Annotated in this window: 15 protein-coding genes, 1 tRNA gene and 1 pseudogene; 16 read left to right on the top strand and 1 reads right to left on the bottom strand. The window is 41.4% G+C overall.

What is annotated here, in order from left to right; genetic code table 11:
* Positions 1–11: 11 nt before the first annotated feature.
* From SSV_RS09930 to SSV_RS09915, 4 genes and pseudogenes are all read left to right on the top strand, one after another.
* Positions 12–146: pseudogene (locus SSV_RS09930) on the top strand (SDR family NAD(P)-dependent oxidoreductase); the annotation flags it as partial.
* Between the two features lie 305 nt (positions 147–451).
* Positions 452–2,422 (top strand): retron Ec67 family RNA-directed DNA polymerase/endonuclease, encoded by a 1,971-nt coding sequence (locus SSV_RS09925; protein WP_072074658.1) that lies wholly within the window; start codon positions 452–454, stop codon positions 2,420–2,422.
* Positions 2,423–2,594: 172 nt separating this feature from the next.
* A complete protein-coding gene (gene rsmA / locus SSV_RS09920) occupies positions 2,595–3,467 on the top strand; it encodes a 16S rRNA (adenine(1518)-N(6)/adenine(1519)-N(6))-dimethyltransferase RsmA (RefSeq protein ID WP_072074657.1) in 873 nt (290 codons plus the stop codon).
* A gap of 55 nt (positions 3,468–3,522) precedes the next feature.
* On the top strand, positions 3,523–3,930 hold the full coding sequence (locus tag SSV_RS09915; protein WP_072074656.1) for a hypothetical protein: 408 nt from the start codon (positions 3,523–3,525) through the stop codon (positions 3,928–3,930).
* A 15-nt stretch (positions 3,931–3,945) separates the two neighbouring features.
* Here SSV_RS09915 and SSV_RS09910 read toward each other — a convergent pair.
* Positions 3,946–4,028, bottom strand: a tRNA-Leu gene (locus tag SSV_RS09910).
* Between the two features lie 184 nt (positions 4,029–4,212).
* On the opposite strand from SSV_RS09910, the gene SSV_RS09905 reads away from it, so the two are divergent.
* The 12 genes from SSV_RS09905 (at position 4,213) to SSV_RS09845 (ending at position 23,120) form a co-directional block, all read left to right on the top strand.
* Positions 4,213–8,628 (top strand): Cna B-type domain-containing protein, encoded by a 4,416-nt coding sequence (locus SSV_RS09905; RefSeq protein ID WP_072074655.1) that lies wholly within the window; start codon positions 4,213–4,215, stop codon positions 8,626–8,628.
* A gap of 234 nt (positions 8,629–8,862) precedes the next feature.
* Positions 8,863–9,741 (top strand): ribosome small subunit-dependent GTPase A, encoded by an 879-nt coding sequence (gene rsgA / locus SSV_RS09900; protein WP_072074654.1) that lies wholly within the window; start codon positions 8,863–8,865, stop codon positions 9,739–9,741.
* Between the two features lie 11 nt (positions 9,742–9,752).
* Positions 9,753–10,412 carry a ribulose-phosphate 3-epimerase gene (gene rpe / locus SSV_RS09895; protein WP_049552868.1) on the top strand — a complete coding sequence of 220 codons (660 nt, stop codon included), beginning with the start codon at positions 9,753–9,755 and terminating at the stop codon, positions 10,410–10,412.
* Positions 10,405–11,037 (top strand): thiamine diphosphokinase, encoded by a 633-nt coding sequence (locus SSV_RS09890; RefSeq protein ID WP_072074653.1) that lies wholly within the window; start codon positions 10,405–10,407, stop codon positions 11,035–11,037. Before rpe ends, SSV_RS09890 begins: the two co-directional genes overlap by 8 nt.
* A gap of 1 nt (position 11,038) precedes the next feature.
* A complete protein-coding gene (gene rmuC, locus SSV_RS09885; RefSeq protein ID WP_011837560.1) occupies positions 11,039–12,295 on the top strand; it encodes a DNA recombination protein RmuC in 1,257 nt (418 codons plus the stop codon).
* Entirely contained in the window at positions 12,285–13,229 is a 945-nt protein-coding gene (locus SSV_RS09880; RefSeq protein WP_072074652.1) for a 3'-5' exoribonuclease YhaM family protein, read from the top strand. The genes rmuC and SSV_RS09880 overlap by 11 nt, the downstream gene beginning before the upstream one ends.
* A 92-nt stretch (positions 13,230–13,321) precedes the next feature.
* A complete protein-coding gene (gene purR, locus SSV_RS09875; RefSeq protein WP_032905583.1) occupies positions 13,322–14,137 on the top strand; it encodes a pur operon repressor in 816 nt (271 codons plus the stop codon).
* Positions 14,138–14,158: 21 nt separating this feature from the next.
* On the top strand, positions 14,159–14,623 hold the full coding sequence (locus SSV_RS09870) for a hypothetical protein (RefSeq protein ID WP_072074651.1): 465 nt from the start codon (positions 14,159–14,161) through the stop codon (positions 14,621–14,623).
* A 215-nt stretch (positions 14,624–14,838) separates the two neighbouring features.
* Positions 14,839–15,252, top strand: coding sequence for a 30S ribosomal protein S12 (gene rpsL, locus SSV_RS09860; protein WP_002893867.1), 414 nt, complete (start codon positions 14,839–14,841; stop codon positions 15,250–15,252).
* A gap of 19 nt (positions 15,253–15,271) precedes the next feature.
* On the top strand, positions 15,272–15,742 hold the full coding sequence (gene rpsG / locus SSV_RS09855; RefSeq protein WP_002893865.1) for a 30S ribosomal protein S7: 471 nt from the start codon (positions 15,272–15,274) through the stop codon (positions 15,740–15,742).
* 275 nt (positions 15,743–16,017) lie between these two features.
* Positions 16,018–18,099: an elongation factor G gene (gene fusA / locus SSV_RS09850; RefSeq protein ID WP_072074650.1), complete on the top strand. Its 2,082-nt coding sequence runs from the start codon at positions 16,018–16,020 to the stop codon at positions 18,097–18,099.
* Positions 18,100–18,299: 200 nt separating this feature from the next.
* Positions 18,300–23,120: a ZmpA/ZmpB/ZmpC family metallo-endopeptidase gene (locus SSV_RS09845; protein WP_072074649.1), complete on the top strand. Its 4,821-nt coding sequence runs from the start codon at positions 18,300–18,302 to the stop codon at positions 23,118–23,120.
* Positions 23,121–23,485: the final 365 nt, after the last annotated feature.

Genomic DNA, 23,485 nt, shown 5'->3' with positions numbered 1-23,485 from the left:
CGGAGTCAGAAATGAAAAAAGGAATTATTACGGGCGGCAATAGCGGTATTGGCTATCAGGCTACTAAGCAGTTAGCTGAAAAGGATTGCTCAGTATTCCTGTTTTGTAGGCGAAAAGAAGCCGCTGAGCAAGCTTGTGAGAAAATCTGGGTTAGAGTTATGTTTTTGTTGATATTGAGGTTGCACAACGTACTAATGGTATAATTGTTGGAAAAAACAAAGCTTTTATGGTATTATATGATAGCGCATGATTAGATTTTTGACTTGTGTGTTCGCAAGTATTAAGAACAATGTTACTAGAGTGTTCAGCTCACTCCAGTCATTTCCGACAATAGTGACAGTTAGATTTTTTCGAGAATTATTCCAAACTTTCATCAATTGAAGTCTTAGGAAGATTTCTATACTGTCGTTCGCATAAGAGTTTTCATGCGCTTTTTACTAAGGATAAGATAATGAATAAATTAAACCAATTAAAAACCAAGGATGACTTAGCAAAGCTTCTTGGTTTTAAAAATGCCAGATATATTAACTATTTACTGTACAATATACAAACCGATAATTTGTACAACTCTTTTACAATTCCTAAAAAGAATGGGGGAGAAAGAATTATACATGCCCCTAAAAAAGAGCTAAAATTCCTTCAGAAAAAATTAGCTAATGTTTTATGGGAATGTTACCTTGAAAGCATAGAATCTAAATCTAAGGGCAAGAACTTTAAAACGCCTGTTCTGTCTCATGCATTTGAAAAAGGGAAAAGCATCATTACCAATTCTCAGATGCATCGAAACAAGAAATATATTCTTAACATTGATTTGAAAGACTTTTTTGATTCTTTTAATTTTGGGAGAGTGAGGGGGTTCTTTATAAAAGATAGAGATTTTGCAGTTTCACCAGAAATTGCTACTGTAATTGCGCAAATTGTGTGTTACCAAGGTAAGTTACCACAAGGAGCACCATCTTCTCCTATCATCACAAATTTAATTACTAGAATTTTAGATTATCGGATTGTCAAAATTGCTAAAAAATATCGTTTTACATATTCTAGATATGCCGATGATATGACTTTTTCGACAAATCGTGAATTAAACTCTAATAAATTGAGAGCAAGCAAAGAGTTAGAAAACTTTTTAGCTGAATTAGAGGAGTTGATTGCCTCGTCTGGATTTAAAATTAATCCTAAAAAAACAAGATTGAGTAATAACATGCAACGCCAAGAAGTTACTGGACTAGTTGTCAACAAAAAGATAAATGTAAGAAGAGAATACGTGAAAAATACTCGTGCAATGGCCTTTCAATTATATAAAGATGGAGCTTTTGAAATAGATACAAAACCAGGAAAACTGAATCAATTGACGGGACGATTTGCTTTTATTTTTCAAATAGATCAATATAACAACTATTTACTTTATAAAAAATCCCTGATACAAAATAATCTAGATTCACAAAAATATTTATTAGGAAGAAATTCTTCAAAAAAATCTGAATCAAAATATTATTGGAAGTATATCTTTTATAATAAAGATTTACGAAAAGAATTGTTTGATAATACAGAACATAATACATATAATTTACCTAAAGAATTTTACAGTATAGGTAAGGAACAAAAGAAAATGTACATGTCTTTATTCAATTCTAGAGAAAAAGAGTACAAGAAATTTCTATTTTATAAATATTTTTTCGGAAACGACAAACCTATAATTGTAACAGAGGGAAAGACTGATCCCCGGTATATTAAAGCGGCTTTAAAAAAATTATATCTAAGCTATCCTGAACTTGTTGAAAAAGTTGGTAATAACTTTATATTTAAAATTGAATTTCTAAATCGTAGTAATACGGTAGAATACCTGTTTAATATTCCAGGAGGTGGAGAAGGTCTCAAGCATTGGTATAATTATTTTTCTAATAAAGAAAAATTTCAAATGGACTCAAAAGAGAAATTGCTATACCCTAATTACATTGAATATTTTCAAAAGCTTACTACAAGAAAACCTCAATATCCAACAATATTCTTATTTGATAATGAACCAAATAATAGAAAGAAGGACGATAAGGCTCCCTTGTTTTTATTTGCGAGTCATGCAAGAGATTTGGAAATTGATTCAGATAATTTAGAACAAGCTAGAAGGGGATCGTCTAGTAGAATTACTAAAAAAGGAAGCTTGTATATAATGGCAACCCCTTTATTACCTAATATGAATAACGGTAACTCATCTGATATTGAAGATTTGTTATTATCTCAAAAAAAACCTCCTATTTTAAAAGGTAAGGCTTTTTCGAAAAAGGATGATCCTAATCATTATGGAAAAGAAATCTTTTCAAAATATGTTCTTAAGAATTATACGCAATTTGATTTTACTGAGTTTATTCCTTTGCTAGACGCCATAAGAAATAATATTTTAGATTATCAGAATATTAATGATTAATCTTGTCATATCGTTTGTAAAATCAAAAATACTGATTCTATCATAGACGAAAAAGAAAAAAACATAAAAGATACTAGGAAAGGTAGAATATTTAAGTAAAATTGTTTATTTAACAAACATATATAGAAATATTTTGAATTTCTATACGAATACAAAGGATGGGAGATGATGCATGCGAATTGCAGACCATAGTGTTACCCGTGCCATTCTGGAGCGTCACGGTTTCACTTTTAAAAAATCTTTCGGTCAGAATTTCCTGACGGATACCAACATCCTCCAGAAGATTGTGGATACAGCCGAGATTGACAAAAATGTCAATGTCATCGAGATTGGACCCGGAATTGGGGCTTTGACGGAGTTTTTAGCGGAAAGCGCCGCGGAGGTCATGGCCTTTGAGATTGATGATCGGCTGGTACCGATTTTGGCAGATACTCTGCGCGATTTTGACAATGTGACAGTGGTCAATCAGGATATTCTCAAGGTTGATCTGGCTCAGTACATAGCAGAGTTTAAAAATCCAGACCTGCCTATCAAGGTAGTGGCGAATCTTCCGTACTACATCACGACACCGATTCTCATGCATTTGATTGAGAGCGGGATTCCTTTTAGTGAGTTTGTCGTTATGATGCAGAGGGAAGTGGCGGATCGAATTTCGGCTCAGCCGAATACCAAGGCCTATGGCAGTTTGTCAATCGCGGTGCAGTATTACATGACGGCTAAGGTTGCCTTTATCGTGCCGCGGACAGTTTTTGTGCCAGCGCCAAATGTGGATTCGGCTATTCTCAAGATGGTGCGCAGAGACCAGCCAGCTGTTGAAGTACAGGACGAGAAATTCTTTTTCAAGGTTTCCAAGGCCAGCTTTGTCCACCGCAGGAAGACTCTCTGGAATAACCTGACCAGTTGTTTTGGGAAGTCTGAGGAGACTAAAGGCAAACTGACAGCAGCTTTAGAACGAGCTGACTTATCTCCAAGTGTTCGGGGAGAAGCTCTGATTTTAGAGGAATTTGCGCGCCTGGCAGACGCTTTGAAGTCTGAGGGATTATAAAAAATAGAAGATCTGCTCTGTATAGTTGGTCTTCTATTTTGCTAATGAGGTACATATGAAAATGAAATTTCTGTCTTTGTTTTCTGCCCTGCTCTGGTTTTCGCAGTCTTTACTCCATTTCCTTCTACTGCTAGGACTTCCGCTGGGGCGTTTGGTATTTGGCGGCGCTTATATAGTATTTCCTTTATGGCTGCGTCCTGTCAACTTCCTGCTTTTCTTACTGTGGGGTTTCTTTAGTCTTAGTTATCTATCTTTGGGCGGTTGGCTAAGAAGTAGCTTGAAGTCTTCTGTTCTGAGAAAGATCATCTTAAGCGGAACTGTTTTTCTCTTTTTGGCTACTGTTTTCAATTCCTTTGTAACCGCAAGTCTATTAGAGAAGTATTTAACTGGGGGACTGACCTTTCTGGCTTTTCTAAGCAGTGTAATTCTACTTCATAATAACAAAAAATCCTATCAATCATGATAGGATTGCTTTTTATGCGGAGGAAGGGATTTGAACCCTCACACCCGTACGGGCACATGCGCCTGAAGCATGCGTGTCTGCCGTTCCACCACCTCCGCTTGAGACTCTATTATAACTTATTTTTGTGAAAATGCCAATAGAGAATGTGAAATTTTTTCATACTACGAAAAAGCCTCTATTTTTCTTTACTAAAATAGTTCTATAATATTGCCATTATAGTAAGTATTTGTTACAATTAGATTAATTACTTATTTAGGTAACGAAATAAAAAAGGAGAATGTTATGAAACTGAAAAAATGGCTGCTATTTTTGATGCTGCCCCTTCTGTTTTTGCTGGATTTGAAGCTGTTTACAGCAACGGCTCAAGCGGATGTTTTGAAGAATGCAATCACAGATATTAAAATCTGGGACCATTCTAATGGTCGGGAAGCAACCAAGGTTAACGGTGCTTATAATTTGATTCAAGGGGGAAATTATCGCTATGAGCTGACTTTTGATTTGTCTGCTTACGATAACCAGCTCAAGGATGGGGATACCTTTAACTTTACAGTGCCAAATGGTGCTACCATTGCGAACGGTACAACCTTTACTCTGACAGATAGTGAAACGCAGGTCCAGCTTGGATCAGCTAAGATGACTTCCAATGGTTCAGCCAAGGGTGGCCTTATTACAGTCACTATTCAAAATTTAGCAGATTACAAGGCTAAAACGACAGCTACTGGCGTAAGAGGAAGCTTCTTCTTCGACTTTCAGGCGACGACAGTAGGTGCTGAACAGGATTGGAATTATAAGCCTGAGGAAACCCAAGGGACGATAAGCCACAAGGTGACTATTAACGAGCGCAGACAAGGTGGCTTTTCAACTGCAGGAGAAAACTACGCTAAAATTGGCGGAGTTATTGCCAAGAAACCTTATAATTCGGCTATTCTAGGCAAGAGCGGTGACTACTCACACAACTGGACTGTACGTATCAATACTCAGCAAAAGTCCTATAATTCGCCGATTGTTATCAAGGACACTATTCCGGATAACAGTGCTCCGATGCAGTTCGTTCCGGAGCAATTTGTCCTTCGCCAAGGGGAGTACAAACAGAGTTTATCAAGTATTGCGAATTCTGTTATTTTGAAAGAAGGTCAAGATTATACGGTTGCCTATAATGACACTTATACAGAGTTTACTCTAACCATCAATAACCCAGGCAACCATGCCTTTATGTTGAACTATATGACAACTTCTCCAGCTGACGGATCTTTGGTATCCAATATAGCTGAAATGGAAGTTGACAATGAAACATTGCCATTCAGAGATGATCGTCCTAGTGTTAAGTCTTCTATAATAGAACGTAGCAGCCGGATTACAGAGGGCGGGGTTATTACAGCTGATATCAGTAACAGTCTGGTTATTTACAAGCAAGATTCCAAAACAGGCAAAATGCTTGAGGGGGCTGTCTTCAAGGTGACAACTCCGAGCGGCGAAGAGATTACTCTGCCGCCAACAGATGCTAATGGTCGGGTTTCTACACAGCCTTTCTCAAGTGAAGAAATCAAGAAAGGTCAATTTACAGTAGAAGAAGTAACAGCTCCGGAAGGCTATGTACTGGACAGCAATCCGATGAAGGTGACTATCAAGGCTGATGGAGCGGTTAAGACAGTCAAGAATACGGTGGATCCAAATGCCAGCAAAAAGCTGACAGTCAAGAAAATTTGGAAAGATGAAAGCAATCAAGACGGCAAGCGTCCAGCTTCTATTGCTGTAGATGTCTACGCTAACGGTCAAAAGCTGGCTGACAAGACAGTGACCGTAACTGGTGGAAGTACAGATGCGGAGTGGACAGCTCAGACAACTGATTTACCAATCTTTGATGCAAATGGTCAAAAAATCACCTATACAATCGGTGAAGATCAGCTTGATGGCTACGATGCTCCAGAAGTAGATCAGGAAAATCTCACTGTTACCAATAGTCGTACGCCAGAGAAAATCGCTATTAAAGCTAGCAAGAAATGGGATGACGCTGAAAATCAAGACGGCAAACGTCCTGCCAATGTTGTTGTAAAACTTTATAAAGAAGTCGGTGGTCAGAAATCAGAAGTTGCGAACCGAACTCTGACCGAAGCTGACCAGTGGGCAACTCAGTTCACAGATCTGAACAAATACGAAAAGGGCCAAGAAGTTGTTTATTCTCTGGAAGAAGACGCAGTCCCTCATTATCAATCTCAGGTAACTGGCAATGCTGCTGATGGCTTTGTAGTGACCAACACTTACAAGCCAGAAACCATCAAGATTTCCGGTCAGAAGAAGTGGGATGATGCAGATAACCAAGATGGTAAGCGCCCAGCTTCTGTTAAGGTTAAAATTCTGAATGGTGATACGGTTGTTGACGAGCAAAATGTGACTTCCGCTAACGAATGGAAGTATGAGTCGAAGGCTCTGCCTAAATATGCAGCAGGTCAAGAAATCACTTATACCGTAAGTGAGGAAGCTGTGCCGGGCTACACGAGCAAGGTGGACGGCTACAACATTACTAACTCTTACACTCCAGAGACAACGACTGTGTCTGGTAGCAAGACTTGGGAAGATGGCGATAACCAGGATGGCAAGCGCCCAGCTTCTATCACAGTTAATCTGCTAGCTGACGGTCAAAAAGTCAATACCCAAACAGTCGGTGAGGCAGAAGGCTGGTCTTACAACTTTACTGGCTTGCCAGTCTACAAGGATGGTCAACGGATTACCTATACAGTAACGGAAGAAGCTGTTCCAGGTTATTCAACTAATCTTAATGGCTACAATATCACTAATTCTTATACACCAGAGAAGACAGAAATCACTGCCAGCAAGACCTGGAATGACAGCGATAATCAAGACGGCAAACGTCCAACTAAGATTAGCATTAAGCTGATGAAGACAGTCGGCGGTGTCAAGACAGAAGTCGCTAGCAAGGAAGTGACGGCTGCTGATCAATGGCAAACCAAATTTGAAAATCTGCCAGTTTATGAAAATGGTCAGAAGATTGACTACTCTATCGAGGAAGATGATGTAGCTGGCTACACTAAAGAAATCAAAGATTTCACAGTTACCAACTCTTACACTCCAGAGATGATTAAGATTTCCGGTCAAAAAGTCTGGGATGACGCTGAAAACCAAGATGGCAAGCGTCCAGCTTCTGTTAAGGTTAAGGTGAAAAATGGTGATACTGTCGTAGATGAGTTGGAAGTAACAGCTGCTAACGATTGGAAGTTTGAGTCTAAAGCCCTTCCTAAGTATGCAGCAGGTCAAGAGATTGCCTATACTGTTACTGAAGAAGCAGTTGCGGACTATCAAACTAAGATTGATAAGTTCACCATTACTAATTCTTACACTCCTCAAAGTACAGAATATGCTGTGACTAAGGTTTGGGAAGATGCTGATAACCAAGACGGCAAGCGTCCAGCTTCTATCACAGTGCAACTGTATAGCTCAACAAATGGTCAAGATCCAGTTGCTGTCGCAGGTAAGACATTAACCTTGACGGCTGATAATGAGGCATCTGCTAACACTTGGAAAGCAAGCTTCACCAATCTGCCTCAATTTGACAAGGGACAGGAGATCACCTACTCTGTCAAAGAGGATGATGCAACAGTAGCTGCTTTAAAAGAAAAAGGTTACAGTCCGAAAGTAGAAGGTCAGACAATCACTAACTCTCATACTCCTGAGCAGGTTAAAGTTTCTGGTCAGAAAGTCTGGGATGATGCAGACGATCAAGACGGCAAACGCCCAACATCTATTACAGTTAAAGTAATGGATGGAAGCACAGTTATTGATACACTTGAAGTAACAGCTGCTAATGGATGGAAGTTTGAATCTAAAGACCTGCCTAAATATAGAAATGGTCAAGAGATTGTTTACACACTTAAGGAAGATGCTGTTGCTCAGTATGAAACTAAGATTGATAAGTTCACCGTTACCAACTCCTACACACCGGAAACTGTTAAAGTCTCTGGCCAAAAGGTTTGGGATGATGCTAATAATCAAGACGGCAAGCGCCCAGCATCTATCAAGGTCAAGATTTTGGACGGAGATAAGGTGGTAGATGAGCTGGAAGTGACAGCAGCTACTGACTGGAAGTTTGAGTCCAAAGATCTACCTAAGAATAAGAAGGGCAAGAAAATCAACTATACAGTCCTTGAAGAAGTGACAGTTGAGGGTTATAGCAGCAGCCAAGAACAAGCAACAGATGGCAGCTTCACTTTGACTAATAGCTATAAACCAACACAGATTGCTGTTAAGGGAACTGCGGTATGGTCAGATGCTGAAAATCAAGATAAGGTTCGACCTTCCAAGATTACTGTTCGCCTCTTGGTAGATGGCAAACCAATCAAAGAAGAGGTTGTGTCAGAAGAAAATGGTTGGCAGTATGACTTTAGCGACCTTCCTAAGTACAAGGACGGCAAGGAAATTGTCTATAGTGTTGCGGCTGATCCAGTTGATGGCTACAAGCTTGAGATCAACGGTACTCAGCTAACCTTCAGTCGTATCCCTACTAAGAAAGTGGCTGTTGAAGGAGCGGTTTCACCTAATAAGTCAGGCGGTCAAGCTCCGAAAGTCGGAGGAAAAGCTCTTCCTCGTACTGGACAGGAAGAAAATCTCCTTGTTACTATTCTTGGCTTCCTAGCAGCGCTTCTCGCAGGAGGAATGCTGATGGCTAAGGCGAAACGCAGCTAATCAGTTTTGTGACTTACTGAAAATTACAGTGAGCATCTCATTCGATATAAAAAAGCGAACAGGTTCTTTTGGACTTGTTCGCTTTTATCATGCTGGTTTCATCTCAAGTATTTTATAGCAGCTGCTTTCTATGAAAAATGAAGCAAACCTTAAGAAATGCCTTCTATGCAAAACAAGCAAGCTAAATCTCGCATTTTTTGTTATAATGAGTGTATTAACTTTTAAGGAGCAATCTTGCAAGGAAAAATCATTAAGGCTCTGGCTGGTTTCTATTATGTAGAGTCGGACGGACAGGTTTATCAAACCAGAGCGCGGGGTAATTTTCGCAAAAAAGGGCAGACACCCTATGTCGGTGATGAAGTCGAATTTTCAGCAGAAAAAGACTCGGAAGGCTATATTTTAAAAATAGCAGAGCGTAAAAACAGTCTTGTGCGACCTCCCATTGTCAACATTGACCAAGCAGTTGTAATCATGAGCGCGAAAGAGCCAGATTTCAATGCTAATCTGTTGGATCGCTTTCTGGTGCTTTTAGAGCATAAGCGGATTCACCCTATTATCTACATCAGCAAGTTAGACCTACTTGAAGATGAGCAGAGCTTGGATGTCTATGTGCAGTCTTATCAGTCCATCGGCTATGAGGTCCTTAAAACTACTGAGGAGTTGCTGCCGCTGCTGACAGGGAAAATCACTGTTTTCATGGGACAGACTGGGGTCGGAAAGTCCACTCTGCTCAATAAAATCGCCCCAGACCTGCAGCTAGAAACAGGAGAGATTTCTGAAAGTCTGGGCCGTGGCCGTCATACAACACGGGCTGTCAGCTTTTACAATCTAAATGGCGGTAAGATTGCCGATACGCCAGGATTTTCGTCTTTGGACTACGAGGTGACTACAGCTGAAGATCTCAATCAAGCTTTTCCGGAGATTGCTGAGGTCAGCCAGTCCTGTAAATTTCGTACTTGCACTCATACCCACGAGCCAGCTTGTGCCGTTAAGCCAGCAGTCGAGTCCGGCCAGATAGCGTCATTCCGCTTTGATAATTACCTGCAGTTTCTCAGCGAGATTGAAAATCGTCGGGAAATCTATAAAAAAGTTGCCAAAAAAAATTCTAAATAAGGAGAAGAACTATGACATCATTCAAAATCGCCCCTTCAATTCTAAGTGCGGACTATGCTAATTTTGAAGCAGAATTGAAGAAGTTAGAAGCGACAGGTGCTGAGTATGCCCATATTGATATTATGGACGGTCATTTTGTACCAAATATCAGCTTTGGAGCTGGGGTTGTTGCCAGTATGCGTCCTCACAGCAAGCTAGTCTTTGACTGCCATCTGATGGTTTCCAATCCTGAGCACCATATCGAAGAATTCGCTCGTGCCGGTGCAGATATTATCAGCATCCATGCCGAAGCGACACCTCATATCCACGGAGCACTGCAGAAGATTAGAGCAGCGGGAGTCAAACCTAGTGTTGTGATTAATCCGGGAACACCAGTCGAAGCAGTCAAAAATGTTTTGAATTTGGTTGATCAAGTCCTTGTGATGACAGTGAATCCAGGCTTTGGCGGTCAGGCCTTTCTGCCAGAAACCATGGATAAGATTCGTGAACTGGTCGTTCTGCGCGAAGTCAATCAGCTGAATTTTGATATTGAAGTGGATGGCGGTATTGACGATAAGACTATTGGAATTGCTAAAGAAGCCGGTGCCAATGTCTTCGTAGCAGGCAGCTATGTCTTCAAAGGTGATGTCAATCATCAAGTTCAGACCTTAAGGGATGCCCTGCATGACTAAGGTTGCGCTGTTTGCTGGCGGGAACTTGGAACATTTTAGCTTGGATTTTGATGTTTTGGTTGGAGTAGACCGTGGGAGCCTCTTTCTGCTTGAGCAGGGAGTTTGTCCGGATTTGGCTGTCGGGGATTTTGACTCTGTGAGCAAGGAAGAATTGCTGCGCATAAAAGATAGAGCCAAGGAAGTCATTCCGGCCCATCCTGAAAAAGACGATACAGATTTGGAGTTAGCTGTTCTAGCTTGTTTTGAACGGTGTCCAGATGCCCGTTTGACCATTTTCGGCGCCTTTGGCGGCCGTCTGGATCATGCCTTGGCCAATGTTTTCCTGCCCAGTAATGAAAAAATTGCACCTTATATGGAGAAGATTTTTTTGGAAGACGAACAGAATCTGCTGACCTATGTTCCAAAGGGGCGCCATGAAATCAAGCCGGTAACTGGCATGCGTTATCTAGCCTTTCTGCCATCTGATGATGCTGCCTTAACGATTGAGGGCGCCAAATATCCGCTCAATAAAGATAACTTTTTTTTCAAAAAAGTGTATGCTTCTAACGAATTTATAGATAGGCCCATTTATTTGGACTTTGATAGCGGCTATACAGTCGTCATTTACAGCAAAGACAGGAGCTGATATGGAGTTTATAATCATCCTCATTCTTTTGGGAAATCTAGTGTTGACCTTTCTTCTATGGCAAAAGCTCAGTCAGCAGACCGAGACGCTAAAGCAAGTCTTGGAAAATCAGGCAGATCATTTATCGGATCAGTTGGACTATCGCTTGGAGCAGGAAAGCCAGAAAAAGCAAACGGCTCAGAAAGAGCTGGAATTAGCTCTTGGAGACCGTTTGAGCGAGGTCAGGACAGATTTGCACCGCAACTTGACAGAGCTGCGCTTGGAAATCAGTGATAACCTGACCAAGAATCGGGATAAAACTGACGAGCGTATGCGGCAGATTCAAGAGTCCAATGAAACCCGTCTAGAGCAGATGCGGCAGACTGTTGAAGAGAAACTGGAAAAAACACTTCAGACTCGTCTTCAGACTTCTTTTGAAACGGTCTCTAAGCAGTTGGAGTCTGTCAATCGCGGTCTGGGAGAAATGCAGAGTGTTGCTCGAGATGTCGGCACGCTGAACAAGGTTCTTTCCAACACCAAGACACGAGGGATTCTAGGGGAGCTTCAGCTAGGCCAGATTATCGAGGACATTATGACGGCCAGTCAGTATGAGCGAGAGTTTGTGACGGTGGCTGGCTCCAGTGAGCGTGTCGAATATGCTATTAAACTGCCGGGACAGACGGAGCATGAATATGTCTATCTGCCCATTGATTCTAAGTTCCCCCTGGCTGATTACTACCGTTTGGAAGATGCTTATGAGTCTGGCAGCAAGGAAGAGATTGAGCTCTATCGCAAGTCTCTCTTAGCAAGTGTCAAGCGCTTTGCCAAGGATATTAAGAGTAAATATCTGGCACCGCCGGCTACGACCAATTTTGGAATTATGTTTCTGCCAACGGAAGGTCTCTATTCGGAAGTTGTCCGCAATCCAGCCTTTTTTGACAGTTTGCGACGGGAGGAGCAGATTGTGGTGGCAGGTCCATCTACCTTGTCTGCCTTGCTCAACTCGCTCTCTGTCGGCTTTAAAACGCTCAATATCCAAAAAAGTGCGGACGACATCAGCAAGGTTCTGGGTTCTGTCAAATCCGAGTTTAACAAGTTTGGTGGCATTCTGACCAAGGCACAGAAACATTTGCAGCATGCTTCGGGCAATATTGATGAACTATTAACTCGGCGGACAGGAGCTATCGAAAGAACTTTACGCCATATTGAGCTGTCTGACCAAGACCTCGATTTGAACTTACTTGATTTTTCAGAAGAAAGGGAAAACAATGAAGATTAATCAAATGAAAAAAGATGAACTGTTTGAAGGTTTCTATCTGATCAAGTCAGCAGAAGTCCGTCAGACAAGGGCTGGGAAAAATTATCTGGCTTTTACCTTCCAAGATGATACAGGAGTCATCGAAGGAAAACTCTGGGATGCTCAGCCGCACAATGTTGAAGAATTTACAGCTGGCAAGGTTGTGCACATGCAAGGTCGACGGGAAGTTTACAATAACACGCCTCAGGTCAATCAATTAACCCTGCGCCTTCCTAAGGCTGGAGAGCCCAATGATCCAGCGGATTTCAAGGAAAAACCGCCAGTAGACCAGAAAGAAATTCGAGACTATTTATCTCAGATGATTTTCAAGATTGAAAATTCGGTCTGGCAGCGCGTGGTCCGCTCTCTTTATGGCAAGTATGACAAGGAGTTTTATTCTTATCCAGCTGCCAAGACCAATCACCATGCTTTTGAGTCTGGTCTAGCCTTTCATACCGCTACTATGGTCAAGCTAGCAGATGTTATCGGAGACATTTATCCTCAGCTTAATAAAAGCTTGCTCTTTGCTGGGATCATGCTTCATGATTTGGCCAAGGTCATTGAGCTCAGCGGTCCGGAAAATACGGAGTATACCGTGCGAGGCAATTTGATTGGCCACATCGCTTTGATTGATGAAGAACTGACCAAGACCTTGATGGAGCTGAAAATTGATGATAGCAAGGAAGAAGTAATCGTACTGCGCCATGTCCTTCTCAGCCACCACGGTCTCTTGGAATATGGCAGTCCTGTCCGGCCTAAGATTATGGAGGCAGAAATTCTGCACATGATTGATAATCTGGATGCGGAGATGATGATGATGACTGCTGCCTTAGGACTTGTAGATCCAGGTGAAATGAGCAATAAAATATTCGCTCTTGAAGGCCGTTCTTTCTACAAACCAAAACTTGAACAGTAAAATACGAAAAATGGACATTACTTGGAAAAGAATGTTCGTTTTTTTGTTTCTGTTATGGTATAATGAATAAAATAACTTTAATTGGTGAAAAAATGAAATTAAGAAGAAGTGAGCGTATGGTGGTTATTTCTAATTATTTGATTAACCATCCTTATGAATTAACGAGCTTAAATACATTTGCAGAAAAATACGAATCTGCCAAATCTTCTATTTCAGAAGATATTGTCATTATTAAGCGAGCCTTTGAAGAGATTGAAATTGGGACCATTGAAACGATTACTGGTGCCGGTGGAGGAGTCATTTTTAGCCCGTCCATCTCCGATACAGAAGCTAAGACCATTGTGCAAGGTCTTTGTGATCAACTGTCTGAAAGCAATCGGATTCTTCCGGGGGGCTACATTTACCTATCTGATCTGCTCAGTACTCCATCCATTTTGAATAATATCGGACGGATCATTGCCAAGAGCTTTAAAGATCAACAGATTGATGCTGTCATGACGGTTGCTACTAAGGGTGTTCCTTTGGCCAATGCAGTAGCTAATGTTCTCAATGTGCCTTTTGTCATCGTTCGTCGGGATTTAAAGATTACAGAAGGATCAACGGTCAGTGTCAACTACGTATCAGGCTCCAGCGGAGATCGTATTGAAAAGATGTTCTTGTCCAAGCGCAGCCTAAAGGCCGGCAGCCGTGTCTTGATTGTGGATGACTTCCTCAAAGGTGGGGGGACTATTACAGGGATGATTAGCCTCTTATCTGAGTTCGACTCTGAGCTGGCAGGTGTAGCTGTCTTTGCAGACAATGCACAGGCCAATCGCGATTATCTGGACTATAAATCGCTCTTGAAAGTAACCAATATTGATGTCAAGGCGAATACCATTGATGTGGAAATTGGAAATATTTTTGATTAGGGAAAAGGGCGGAGATTATAGATGAAAACAGTTTTAGAAAAGTTTGACCACAGTCCGCTGTGGATTCGTTTAGGAGTATTGTCGATTTTATTTGGAATTCTGATTACTGGCATGATTTTGGTGCAGGGACAGTCTAATTCCAACAGAAATTCAGTTAGTTCAGCTGCCAGCATCGCATCAAGCAGCTCTTCCTTGCAACTGTCTTCTGCTCAAAAAGAAGCACAGGAAAAAGAAATCCAGGAAGAGGAGCAAGCAGTTCAGGCCGCAGAAGAAGCAGTTAAACAGCTTGAAACCATGCAAACTTTGGAAGATTTGCAGCTAGCTAAGACTGCAGCAGAGAAGGTCAAAGATGCAGCTACTAAGGCTAGATTCCAAAGCCGTATTCATGCAATAGCTGTCCTGATTGACCCAGAAGGGGCTCAGGCTGGTGTTTATGAAAATTCAGTTGCTACACCAGAAGAAGCAGCGGCTCAGCCGCAGCAATAAGTTGGCAGCAATCTAATAAGCATAGATAGGCTTAAAATAGAAAAAATGTATTGACAGAAAAGTATCGTCGTGCTATAATGATAGACGGTACTTTTTACTTTTGGTCTCTCAAAAGTGTACAGAGACGTGCTGACAAATGTTGCAAAAGTACACGCAGATGGTAGCTGTCACCAAGTGTATCATCACCAAAATTAAAAAAATACAGGAGAATGTAGATGCCTACAATTAACCAATTGGTTCGCAAACCGCGTAAATCAAAAGTAGAAAAATCTAAATCACCAGCTTTGAACGTTGGTTACAACAGCCATAAAAAAGTTCAAACAAACGTATCTTCACCGCAAAAACGTGGAGTTGCAACCCGTGTCGGAACTATGACACCTAAGAAACCGAACTCTGCCCTTCGTAAATTTGCCCGTGTACGTCTGAGCAACCTGATTGAAGTTACAGCTTACATTCCAGGTATCGGACACAACCTGCAAGAGCACAGCGTGGTGCTTCTTCGTGGTGGACGTGTAAAAGACCTTCCAGGGGTACGTTACCATATCGTCCGCGGTGCACTTGATACAGCAGGTGTTACTGATCGTAAACAAGGCCGTTCTAAATACGGTACTAAAAAACCAAAAGCATAAGGAAAGGGGAGAAAGATAAATGAGTCGTAAAAACCAAGCGCCTAAGCGCGAAGTATTGCCAGATCCGCTTTACAATTCAAAATTAGTTACTCGTCTTATCAACCGCGTTATGCTTGATGGTAAGCGTGGTACAGCGGCTTCTATCGTTTATGGAGCTTTTGACCAAATCAAAGAAGCAACTGGAAACGATGCGCTGGAAGTATTTGAAACAGCTATGGAAAACATCATGCCTGTACTTGAAGTTCGTGCTCGCCGTGTCGGTGGTTCAAACTACCAAGTTCCGGTTGAAGTTCGTCCAGAACGTCGTACAACACTTGGACTTCGCTGGTTGGTAACGATTGCTCGTCAACGTGGTGAGCACACAATGGTTGACCGTCTTGCAAAAGAAATCTTGGATGCATCTAACAACACTGGTGCAGCTGTTAAGAAACGTGAAGACACTCACCGTATGGCAGAAGCTAACCGTGCCTTCGCACACTTCCGTTGGTAATATAGGATGCGAAAGCGTTAAGAAAGTCCCAGAGAAAATAGGGAATCGAAGCAGGTTGCGACTGCAACCAATGAGATTCATCTTTTTCTCCAGACTTTTAGCTTGAGCTCAAATAGGCTAAGTCGAGCTTTTAGCCCGAGTTCAATTCAACTTATCTACAAGTTGAAACCAACAAAAACAAGATAAGCATTGAGAACGGGTAGGTCCTGCCTATCCGTTTTTGCTAAATAATGTTATAATAAACTGTAAAATAAATTAATAGGAGAAATAACCAAATGGCTCGCGAATTTTCACTTGAAAAAACTCGTAATATCGGTATCATGGCCCATGTCGATGCTGGTAAAACAACAACAACTGAGCGTATTCTTTACTACACTGGTAAAATCCACAAAATCGGTGAAACTCACGAAGGTGCGTCACAAATGGACTGGATGGAGCAAGAGCAAGAGCGTGGTATCACTATCACATCTGCTGCGACAACAGCTCAATGGAACAACCACCGCGTAAACATCATCGACACACCGGGACACGTGGACTTCACAATCGAAGTACAACGTTCTCTTCGTGTCTTGGACGGTGCGGTTACCGTTCTTGACTCACAATCAGGTGTTGAGCCTCAAACTGAAACAGTTTGGCGCCAAGCAACTGAGTACGGAGTTCCTCGTATCGTATTTGCTAACAAGATGGACAAGATTGGTGCTGACTTCCTTTACTCAGTAAGCACTTTGCATGATCGTCTTCAAGCAAACGCTCATCCAATCCAATTGCCAATTGGTTCAGAAGATGACTTCCGCGGAATTATTGACTTGATCAAGATGAAGGCTGAAATCTATACTAACGACCTTGGTACAGATATTTTGGAAGAAGATATCCCAGCTGAATACCTTGAGCAAGCGCAAGAATACCGTGAAAAATTGGTGGAAGCAGTTGCTGAAACTGATGAAGAATTGATGATGAAATACCTTGAAGGTGAAGAAATCACAACTGACGAATTGAAGGCTGGTATCCGCCGTGCGACTATCAACGTTGAATTCTTCCCAGTATTGTGTGGTTCTGCCTTTAAGAACAAGGGTGTTCAGTTGATGCTTGATGCAGTTATTGACTACTTGCCAAGCCCACTTGACATCCCAGCAATCAAAGGTATCAACCCAGATACAGAAGAAGAAGAAACTCGTCCTGCATCTGATGAAGAGCCATTTGCAGCTCTTGCCTTCAAGATCATGACTGACCCATTCGTAGGTCGTTTGACTTTCTTCCGTGTTTACTCAGGTGTCTTGAACAGCGGTTCATATGTATTGAACACTTCTAAAGGTAAACGTGAGCGTATCGGACGTATCCTGCAAATGCACGCCAACAGCCGTAATGAAATCGAAACAGTATACGCTGGTGATATCGCTGCTGCCGTAGGTTTGAAAGATACAACTACTGGTGACTCATTGACAGATGAAAAAGCTAAAATCATCCTTGAGTCTATCAATGTTCCAGAACCAGTTATCCAATTGATGGTTGAGCCTAAGTCTAAGGCTGACCAAGACAAGATGGGCGTTGCATTGCAAAAACTAGCTGAAGAAGATCCAACTTTCCGTGTTGAAACAAACGTTGAAACTGGTGAAACAGTTATCTCTGGTATGGGTGAGCTTCACTTGGATGTCCTTGTTGACCGTATGCGTCGTGAGTTCAAGGTTGAAGCAAACGTAGGTGCTCCTCAAGTATCTTACCGTGAAACATTCCGCGCTTCTACTCAAGCTCGTGGATTCTTCAAACGCCAATCTGGTGGTAAAGGTCAATTCGGTGATGTTTGGATCGAGTTTACACCAAATGAAGAAGGAAAAGGCTTCGAGTTTGAAAATGCTATCGTCGGTGGTGTGGTTCCACGTGAATTCATCCCTGCGGTAGAAAAAGGTTTGGTTGAGTCAATGGCGAACGGTGTCCTTGCTGGTTACCCAATCGTTGACGTGAAAGCTAAACTTTACGATGGTTCATACCACGATGTCGACTCATCTGAAACGGCCTTCAAGGTTGCGGCTTCACTTGCATTGAAAGAAGCGGCTAAGACTGCACAGCCAGCTATCCTTGAGCCAATGATGTTGGTAACAATCACTGTTCCTGAAGAAAACCTTGGTGATGTTATGGGGCACGTAACAGCTCGTCGCGGACGTGTTGATGGTATGGAAGCGCATGGTAACAGCCAAATCGTTCGTGCCTATGTGCCACTTGCTGAAATGTTCGGTTATGCGACAGTTCTTCGTTCAGCATCACAAGGACGCGGTACTTTCATGATGGTATTTGACCACTACGAAGATGTACCTAAGTCAGTACAAGAAGAAATCATTAAGAAAAACAAAGGTGAAGCTTAATAGCTGAATCTAGAATCCTTTTTAAAGGGATTTGAATTAAAAAAATGCCTCAAAAAGTTAAAACTTTTGAGGCGTTTTTTATTGTCCAAGATGATAAATAGGGATAATAGAAAAGTACAGGTTATTGCTTGAATTTCTTTGTGTATGACTGATATTTTTGGTATACTAGAGAAGAATAAGTAAGGATAATGGAGACTATAATGAAAAAGGATTTATTCAAGGAAAAACATCGTTTTTCCTTGAGAAAGTACGCCATAGGAACTTGTTCTGTCTTATTGGGAACAAGTTTGTTTTTTGCTGCAATAAGAGCGGAGTCTGTAGCTGCAGATGAGCAGTTTCCTCGTTTAGTATCTACTCATTATGTAGAAGACAAGAGTTTGCCTGATACATTGAAGGCGGAGCTACGAAGATTTGAAGAGAACAAGATTAAAGTAGAAGAAGGAAGAAACTATTATTTTATCTATCGCAAGACTGCCAATCATTTGCCAAATACAGGTCTTTCCTTAAATGAATTGGTTCCAGTGCTTGGTATGGGGATCTTGCTGGTGTCTTTGACTTTGGTCAAGAAGAAAAAAGGCAAAGCTTTCTTCCTTGTCACAGCAATGGCTCTAGGTGGTGGAATTACATCAATTTCTGCTTTGGAACATTTAACAGAACTAAAACCTGCTCTCGTAAAAACCATAGAAGGACATTTTTTGCCGAGTCCAGAAAAGATAGAGGGATATGAGTTTACAGGTTATTATTTTGAAATAGAAGCTGGCGAGAAAGCTTCAGCTCAGCTTCCAACATCAAATACACAGCCGGCTTTAGCTCCGGAGGAAACACGGGGATTAGTATCTGATTTGGCATCAGGAACAAGTTTATCTCAGACCCCAAGTGTAGAAAGGACATCTATCCCTCAGGAAGGTGCTTTAAATCTCATTGAGGTTAAGCCTGAGTTGGAGAGTTCGAAAGAACCTGTTTCTTATTCAACAGTTGAGCAGGAAGACCCTACTTTACCTGCGGGTCAAACAAGAATCCTTCAAGCGGGACTTGCTGGTGAACGGACTATTTTGACAGAGGTCAAAATAGTTGACGGCAAGCAAGAAAGAAAAGTGGTTTCGGATACAGTCACGACAGAACCAGTAACCGAAATCATTGCAGTGGGAACTAAAGTTGAATCAACCGCTATTCCCCAAGAAGGTGTTTCAAATCTGATTGAAGTCCGGCCAGAATTAGAGGTATCGAGAGAAGCTGTACCTTATCCAACTGTTGAACAAGCAGATCCGAACTTGCCTGCCGGCCAAACGAGAATTGTTCAAGCAGGAGTGGTAGGTGAACGTACCATCTTGACAGAAGTAACGACGGTCGAAGATAGGCAAGAACGCACCATCGTCTCGGATACTGTCACGACAGAACCAGTAACCGAAATCATCGCATCTGATGCAATCGTTGAATCAACGTCTATACCTCAGGAAGGGGATCTAAGTCTGGTTGAAGTGAAGCCAGAATTGGAGATTTCGCAAGAATCTATTCCATATGTAACTGTTGAGCAAGCAGATTCAAGTTTGATGGCCAATCAAACAAACGTGGTTCAAACCGGAGTTGATGGGCAGCGTACCATTTTAACAGAAGTGACAAGCCTTGAAGGCAGGGAAGAACGTACAGTCGTTTCGGATACGGTTACGACCGCCCCGGTTACAGAGATTATTGCAGTTGGTACTAAAGTCGAATCGACAAACACTCCTCAAGAAGGTGAGACCAGTCCGGTTTCAGTCAAGCCAGAATTGGAAACTTCGCAAACAGCTGTAGCCTATACAACTAGTCGTCAAGAAGATCCGAATTTGCCAAAAGGTCAAACAAAGGTCATTCAAGCGGGAGTTGATGGTCAACGAACTGTGCTGACAGAGGTAAAAACAGTCGAAGGCAGGGAAGAACGTACAGTCATTTCAGATATAGTTACGACACCCCCAGTGACTGAGATTATCGTGGTCGGTACTAAAGGGGAGGAAGCATCGCTGCCACAGCCAAAAGTTGAAACAAAGAGCATTCCGTATGGAACAATCTATGAGGCTGACAATACCCTGGAAGTCGGAAGCAGAAAAACCAAGATTCAAGGCGTCATCGGAAAAGAAGAGACGACCTTCACCTATTCTCGAGATCAAGCGAGCGGAAATATTACTGAGTCCAGTGCTAAGAAAACACTGGTTGAGAAGGTAGATGAAGTCATCTTAGTGGGCACAAAACCAAGTATCGAAACTAAGATAATCCTCAATAAAACTGTCTACCAAGCAGATCCAAGTTTGAATTTTGGGAAGCAGGAAATTGCCCTAGATGGAAAGAGTGGTTCTGAACAGATTAGGACAAACTATCAGCTAAACACTCAAACAGGTCAAGTTACTGCAGCAGAAAAGCAAAAAGAAGTGACTTCTCCGGTCGATAAAGTGGTAAAAATCGGAAATGTAGAAAAAATTGTCACACCGATTCCTATCGTAGAAGAGCGCCGGAAAGACCCGTCGCTTGAGAAAAATATCGAAAGAGTGGAAGCTACTGGAGAAGCTGGTGAATCAACTCTGATGCGGACTTATGCGGTAAATTCGCAAACGGGTGAACTGACTGCTCCTGTGGAAAGGACTCTTGAAACCAAGGCCATGAAACCTCGTGTGGTTTTGATAGGAGTAAAGGATGATAAACCACATCAACTACCACCGAATACTGAGCTGGAAAATGCAGTGGATGTAAGCCAGGCTAGCAGGGCAATGAAATCGATGGATCTGTTGGGGAATGATACATTAACTGCCTCTCTCCAGCCGACCTACCTAGCCCGAGATCTTATTACCAAAAAGATTGAATTGAAGAAAACTAAGCCGAATATCACTGACGAAGAAGTCAAAGAAGCTCTGCGCAAAGAGTATCTTGAAAGGCTATCAATTAGAGAGACTTTAGAGGAAACCAAGCAGAATTTGGATGCTGACTTGAAAAAAGTTGTAGCTCATACCTTAAGAGTCCTTGGTGATAGTCCTGAAAATCGGGCAAAAGTAAAACAAGATTTAGAAGAAAATAAGGAAAAAATTCTCTTAGGCTTAACTTATATCAAGCGATTTTACAATATCGATTTCGGAGACACGAATATCCGCGACATCCTAGCTTACAATCCTAGCTCCTTTGGGAAGAAGGATGTGACATCCCTGGATTGGTTGAAACATCTGGGTTCTATGACCTACGATGAAATGAAATTAACCAATAGTCCGAAAACATTTGAAAAGTATTTTTGGAAAATAACAGATAAGAGAAGCTTGTTGGATTTCCTTGATTACAATCGGACAACCTTCACAAATATGGATGGCGATACTTGGCTGAAGACAGCTACAAAAGCCATTGTTGTAGAGAAAAAATCAAAAGAAACCATGGATGAAAATGTCGGTTTGTATACGAAGTTGACATCTGAACCAGCTCACTACGGCGCAGAAGCTCAGCAAGTGACGAATCGCAGACAATACAATATGGCTACTCTTTTGGGCTTAGTCAACATAAAAGAACCGAGCATCTACGCGATTACAAACATTGCGACAGTCACTTATGGCAATATCGGAACGTATATGGATTTGACTTTAGCTAAAAATAATGAGGCTAAATATAAGACCGAATTAGAAAGAGTTAAAGCTCTGGTAGAGTTGACCGCAAACCGTCAGGCGGATTATGTAGATACTCTCTATAGAATCACCAAAGAAAACAATCGTTCAAAATTGATTACGAATCGTTTAATCGTTGACACCATGAAAAAACACTCCGATGATAAGGGCGCAACAATCAAAACGACTTGGTCAAAAGAGTTTGGTCCAGATGCCAATCAAGGCGTGAAGAATTTCATGTCACCGCTCGGTATGTATTCTCCGGCTCAAACTGTTGGTGCTGAGGCAAATGGTGCCGGTGTACGTTACTTCATGGATAGGGTTCTGGATGATCGAGGTTCAGCGACCTATTCTCATGAGATGACCCACTTGCTGGATCGCACAGTGCTCTTTAACAATTATGGCAGACGTGATGGTACAGGTGCGGAGTTCTATGCTCGCGGTATGTTTGAAAATTCCTACTACCCAGAAACTGACACTCACTTCAACTTAAACTTTACTTTTGATGAGAGTAAGAAAGATAGTTTCTACAATAAGACGCCAGACCGCTTCCAGTCTGCAAAAGATCTTAAGACCTATATGCACGGTAGCTTTGATGTCCTCTATAGCTTAGACTACCTAGAAGCAGAAGCAACCAAGAATCTGGCGACCAGTGACAAAATGCTCTACTTTAAGCAACTCTTGCCAACTGCAACCAGTGGTTCTAGAAGCCCTGTAAATTATACTAATTCAGGCATAAAACCAAATCATAAGAGCGAGGAGACAAAGGCTCTAACCGAGACTGAGGCTAGCAAACTGACAGATATTTTTAGTCTGATTGATCATCATATCGTGGTGAATCGTTTTCTCATCAAAGGATTTACTGGGATTGGCAAGGTAGATGCCAACGGTTACTATACTGTCGATATGTTTGATACGATTTACGGTGTAAGTGAGAATGATAGTGGTATGAGCGGAGATATCAGCTTCAGGAAGCAAGCTTTTGAATTGTTGGCTGCTTTAGGATACTATGAAGGCTTTGTGCCATATGTATCCAACCAATATAAAGGCCAAGCAGAAGCTGAAAACAAACCATTGTCTGATAAGTACATCTTTGAACAGATCTTAGTAGGAAAATCCTATGCTCAGTTTAAGAAAGAACAAGTCAGCGAGAGAATAGCAAATCTAAGTAAGCTCAAACCGATTTCTATCAACTACAATGGCAGAACTCAGGTCATAGAGAACGCTGAAAAACTGAGAGAATTGATGGCTCAAGCTGTTAAAGAAGAACTTGCTCAAATCAAAGCAGGTCATACTACAGCTCAAAAATTTAATTTCATTGAAACACCTGTTCAAAAACTGAAGAAGGCTGTTTATAAGGCTTACCTCAAAGAATCAGATGAGTTCCGAAATTCAATTTATAGTCAGTAAGAAGAAATAAAATCCTTATTGTAAGGGCTTCAGACTAAAGATAAAGTCTCAAGAATGGAAGGTTCTTGAGACTTTTCTGCTTGTTTAGAAAAATTTCAAGAGAAATTAAAAGTGGGCATATGTTTGAGTTCTTAAGTAAGCAAAAAACAGGTAAAGATACTTCTAATCCATGCTCTGGATTGCTGTCTTTTAAGGATATCTTTTGCTTTTTGAAAGTAGTATTGAAAAAGATTTGGAAGAATGAACGACTTTCTCTGACAATGATGAAATCAGTTGCATTTTACCTCAATTAAGTATATAATAGAAATGTTGAAAGGTGATTTGTAGCAACTCAAGTTACTCTTTTCACATAAAAATTTTTTGAT

It is taken from the genome of Streptococcus sanguinis, from assembly GCF_001078705.1.
GTDB classification, from domain to species: domain Bacteria; phylum Bacillota; class Bacilli; order Lactobacillales; family Streptococcaceae; genus Streptococcus; species Streptococcus sanguinis_D.
This window is presented reverse-complemented; position numbering and strand designations above follow the sequence as displayed.

Excerpts from the sequence above, each read along its gene's own strand:
- rpsL (WP_002893867.1), top strand. The coding sequence starts at position 14,839 with ATGCCTACAATTAACCAATTGGTTCGCAAACCGCGTAAATCAAAAGTA.
- SSV_RS09880 (WP_072074652.1), top strand. The coding sequence starts at position 12,285 with ATGAAGATTAATCAAATGAAAAAAGATGAACTGTTTGAAGGTTTCTAT.
- rmuC (WP_011837560.1), top strand. The coding sequence starts at position 11,039 with ATGGAGTTTATAATCATCCTCATTCTTTTGGGAAATCTAGTGTTGACC.
- purR (WP_032905583.1), top strand. The coding sequence starts at position 13,322 with ATGAAATTAAGAAGAAGTGAGCGTATGGTGGTTATTTCTAATTATTTG.
- SSV_RS09870 (WP_072074651.1), top strand. The coding sequence starts at position 14,159 with ATGAAAACAGTTTTAGAAAAGTTTGACCACAGTCCGCTGTGGATTCGT.
- SSV_RS09925 (WP_072074658.1), top strand. The coding sequence starts at position 452 with ATGAATAAATTAAACCAATTAAAAACCAAGGATGACTTAGCAAAGCTT.
- SSV_RS09890 (WP_072074653.1), top strand. The coding sequence starts at position 10,405 with ATGACTAAGGTTGCGCTGTTTGCTGGCGGGAACTTGGAACATTTTAGC.
- SSV_RS09845 (WP_072074649.1), top strand. The coding sequence starts at position 18,300 with ATGAAAAAGGATTTATTCAAGGAAAAACATCGTTTTTCCTTGAGAAAG.
- fusA (WP_072074650.1), top strand. The coding sequence starts at position 16,018 with ATGGCTCGCGAATTTTCACTTGAAAAAACTCGTAATATCGGTATCATG.
- SSV_RS09905 (WP_072074655.1), top strand. The coding sequence starts at position 4,213 with ATGAAACTGAAAAAATGGCTGCTATTTTTGATGCTGCCCCTTCTGTTT.
- SSV_RS09915 (WP_072074656.1), top strand. The coding sequence starts at position 3,523 with ATGAAAATGAAATTTCTGTCTTTGTTTTCTGCCCTGCTCTGGTTTTCG.
- rsmA (WP_072074657.1), top strand. The coding sequence starts at position 2,595 with ATGCGAATTGCAGACCATAGTGTTACCCGTGCCATTCTGGAGCGTCAC.
- rpsG (WP_002893865.1), top strand. The coding sequence starts at position 15,272 with ATGAGTCGTAAAAACCAAGCGCCTAAGCGCGAAGTATTGCCAGATCCG.
- rpe (WP_049552868.1), top strand. The coding sequence starts at position 9,753 with ATGACATCATTCAAAATCGCCCCTTCAATTCTAAGTGCGGACTATGCT.